The organism is Polaromonas sp. P1_G4 (genome assembly GCF_056405475.1).
Genome location: NZ_JBFUCA010000388.1, coordinates 1 through 4,097, shown reverse-complemented (window position 1 = coordinate 4,097; position 4,097 = coordinate 1). Strand labels below are relative to the sequence as shown.

The following is a 4,097-nucleotide window of genomic DNA, read 5'->3' as shown; positions in this document are numbered from 1 at the left end:
GTGGGCGAACCCACCGGCATGCAGGTGGTGATTGCGCACAAGGGCAAGCATGCCTACAAGACGTCGGTGCGCGGTTTTGAAGCGCATTCATCGCTCACGCCGCTGGGCGTGAACGCGGTGGAGATCGCCTGCGAATTTGTGGCCCACCTCAAGACCATGCACAGGCGACTGGTCAAGGAAGGCCCGTTTGACCCGATCTACGACGTGCCGCATACCACCATCCACACCGGGGTGATTGCCGGCGGCACCGCGCTCAACATCATCCCGCGCGACTGCGATGTGACCTGGGAGATCCGCCACCATCACATGAATTCGCCCGATGCACTGTTCAACGAAGCCARRGCTTTTGCCGACAGCCTGGTGCCGGCCATGCAGGMGGTGGCGGCYGACACCGGCATCACSCACAARCTCAAYTCGGTGCTGCCCGGTTTTGCGACGGAAGCCGACAGCGAAATCGCCCAGTTGTGCTTCAGGTGCGCGGATGTAGATGCCAACTCGGGCGCCGGCAAGGTTTCCTTTGGCACGGAAGCTGCGTTGTTCCACCAGGCCGGTGTGCCGACCATCGTGTGCGGCCCCGGCCATATCGCGCAGGCACACCAGCCGAACGAATGGATCACGCTGGAGCAACTGGCCTGGTGCGAGCGCTTCATGCGCCGCCTGGCCGACGAGCTCTGCATAAATCCGTCGTGAGCCCGTCCTGAACTGACCACTGCACCCCTACCTCACCCGAAAGAACACATGATGCAACGCAGAGATTTCCTGGGCACCAGCCTGGCACTGACCGCAGGCAGCGCACTGGCGCAGGCCAACCCCAAAATCGCGCGCATCGTGGTGCCTTTTGCACCGGGCGGCGTGCAGGACATCCTGGCCCGGTCCATCTCCACCGAGCTCGGCCTTGCACTGGGCCAAACCGTGATTGTGGAAAACCGTCCCGGCGCGGGCGGCACCGTGGGCACGGGTTATGTCGCCAAGTCCCCGCCCGACAGCGGTGCGATGGTGCTGGCGGCCGCCAGCCACAACATCGCCGGTACGCTCTACACCAAACTCGCCTACGACCCGCAAAAAGACTTTACGCCCATGGCGCATATCGGCACGGCCGACTACGTGCTGATGATCCACCCCGAGGTGCCCGCCAAAACCGCGGCCGAATACATCCGCTACGCCAAGGCCAACCCGGGCAAGATGAACTACGCGACGGCAGGCGTTGGCAGCGCCACGCATCTTTCCATGGCGTATTTCAACGGCCTGGCCGGCATCGACGTGGTGCATGTGCCGCTCAAAGCCACGGGCGAAGCCATCAATGAAGTGATCTCGGGCCGTGCACAGGCCGTGATTGCCGCCAGCATTGGTGCGCTGGCTTTCGCCAAGGACAGCCRCATCCGGTTGATCGGCGTGACCTCACCCAAGCGTTCCAGATACCTGCCCGAAGTCCCCACCATCGCCGAAAGCGGCTTGCCGGGCTACCAGTTTGACTCGTGGTTTGGCCTGCTGGGCCCTGCCGGCACACCCGCAGCCGACGTCAACCGTGTCAACGCGGCCATCGCGAAACTGCTCAAGGACCCCGTCATCCTTGAGCGCCTGGACAAGCAGGGCATCGAGCCCCTGGCCCTGAGCAACGCCGACTTTGCCAAGCTGCTGGCAGTGGACTACAAGCGCATGGCCGAGGTCGTGAAGGCCTCGGGTGCCRAGGTCGAATAGCGCCAGCACTTCGCCGCCGGCCTATGGCAGCGTGACGCCGGCCACGGAGGCCAGGTATTTTTCCAGCACGGCCAGCTCGGGCACGGTGGGGGCGCCTTTGCCCGCGATGACGGCGTAAATGTGTCCCCTGAAACTGCCGCGCGGATAGTAGCTGAGATAACCCCAGCCGATCAGCATCTGGCTGCACACACCCGGCGCCAGCGTGGCACTGGCGGTGCCCGCCTGCACCGAATTGATACGCAGCCTCTGCGCACCGGGTGCAGAGGTGAGCGCCATCACGGCAGGCACACCCGCTGGGAGTTTCGTGGCGCTGGTCAGCTGCACGGTCTGCCCCGCCGAGTCCACCCATTTGGCATACGGCTGGCTGTTGGTGAAACCCAGGTCCGAGGTGTAGAGCGTCTCGGTCTTTGAGGCCTGGAAAACCACGCCGGTATTGATTGCCCCCGGAACACTGACCGCGGCAAGGGCGAAATGGGGATCTTCAATGTTGTAGGGCACGCGGTTTTTCGGATTGGGCTGGATGCCGGCCATCGGCACTGATTTTTTGCACCAGAAGCCCGCCGTGTCGTAAACACTGTGGTCCGAATATTTTTTGCCCCCGGCATTGACGCGCATCACCGGCGGCGCCATCGTGCCCATGTTGGGGCCGTCCCTGTTGATCCAGTTGATCATCTCCATGGCATTGCCGGCACTGGAGCCGTAGCCCGAATCCGACACCGCGCGTACCGCCTGCCCGGCCGCGGCGGGCGCACCCAGCAGGTAGTCGGTGTAGCCGTGGGTCATGTCCCATTTGCAGGCGTTGTATTTCGCGATGATGGCCAGCGCGGCATCGGCCAGGCTGGTAGCAGCGTAGGCCACCGGATCGGTCAGCGAGAACACCTTGCGCGGCGGCGGCACCTGGCCCGACAGCTGGCCGCCGCTGGTATAGGTCAGCGTAGCCACCCGATTGGCTGCCGGCGTGAAGGTAAAGGTGTCCTGGCCGTTGGCCCCCGCAGGAATGACAAGGCTGGACTTGCTCAGCGTGCCTCCGTTGTTGGAGGCCACGGTCAACGTCACGGGTTGTGCCAGATTGCCGCGGGCATAAACCGTGAACGTCAGCGGCGCGCCGGCGGGTGAATAGCCAGGACCGTCGTCGTACACGGTGGCCTGCACAATACCCACCGCAGCCTTCATCGGCCCCGAGACCAGCGGCTCGAGCGTGCGGTTCTGGTGCCAGCCCGGCACATGGTTGATGGCGTAGTTGTGGATGGGCCAGTGGTTGCCGCCCATCCAGCTATAGACCTCGCAGTTGACCTGGCGCGCATAGTTGATGGCCTGGGCAAACATGGTTTGCCAGCGCGTGTCGTCAATCGGCATGCCGATCTCGGTGAGCGCCAGCTTCGCACCCCGGGCCTGTACCCAGTCGGCCGCAATCTTCAGGCGGTCCATGCCCGTGGAAGCCTTGATGGGGCCAACACCAAAACCCGCGCTGTAGTTCTTGGCGACTTCCGTGTCGTAATCGAAAGAGGCACCGTTGCCGAAGGCATCAAGGTAGACGTGGACTTCATACACAAGATTGGCGCCCGTGACCGGAAAGCCCGGGTTCTTGGTGCCCAGCGATATGGCCGCGCTGTACTGGTTGCCGCCCACATAAATGGGGTTGATGGGGTCTATGGCCCGGATCGCATTGATGGCAGCCTGCGAATAAGCCGCCATGATCGCCAGGTCTTCACCACCCTTCACGGTTTCTTCATCCGAGGCGATAAGGCCACCCGGCTTGGGCAGGTCGTGCGGTTCGTTCATGAGGCCATAGCCGCCGAAGCCGGGGTGGCTCTTCCACTTCGTGGCGGCACGCGCCCAGAAATCCGCAAACTGGGACTGCTTGAGCGTGGCGCCTGCGGTCAGCGAAAAAATCCTCACCTGCACCTGGCTTGCATCGGTGGTGTAGGGCCGCAGCAGCGGGTCGGACGGCACGGTCAGGCCAAGTACGGATCCGTCGGCCTGAAATTTGAAATCCTGGTAGCGCCCGTAGTTATGGTTGTCGATGATGCACTTCATACCCGCCGCCGCATGGGCATCCAGCACACCGGTGATATAGGCTTCATACGCAGCGTGGAAAACACCCGGATTGCCGATCGCCGCTTTGGCCGCAGCGTTGGCCACTGTGTCATGCAGCATGGGCTGCAGCAGCTCCCATTGAATGGGCAGCCTGTTTTTGGTGAAGCCGCAGGCGGCGAGATAATCCACGTCGGCCTTGCGCGGCACGGTGAAATGGATGTTGGTTGCAGAACTCGTGTTGCGCCGCAAGCCGGTTTTTGCCCATTCCATGCCGGAGAGATTGGTCCCCATCGCTGGCGAGCCGGCCGCAGCAAGAGGCGCTGCGGCCTGGGCAAGCCGGGCCGTCATGAAAGGCCCAAAGG

Annotated in this window: 3 protein-coding genes; 2 read left to right on the top strand and 1 reads right to left on the bottom strand. The window is 63.2% G+C overall.

Translation table 11 applies throughout. The annotated features are described in order from the left end of the window. The coding region (locus tag AC1D1X_RS17155; RefSeq protein WP_477698730.1) for a M20/M25/M40 family metallo-hydrolase at positions 1–690 on the top strand (690 nt) is incomplete at its 5' end. 48 nt (positions 691–738) lie between these two features. Then, positions 739–1,698, top strand: coding sequence for a tripartite tricarboxylate transporter substrate binding protein (locus AC1D1X_RS17150; protein ID WP_477698729.1), 960 nt, complete (start codon positions 739–741; stop codon positions 1,696–1,698). A 21-nt stretch (positions 1,699–1,719) separates the two neighbouring features. On the opposite strand, the gene AC1D1X_RS17145 is transcribed toward AC1D1X_RS17150, so the two are convergent. After that, the coding region (locus tag AC1D1X_RS17145; RefSeq protein ID WP_477698728.1) for a cellulase family glycosylhydrolase at positions 1,720–4,097 on the bottom strand (2,378 nt) is incomplete at its 5' end.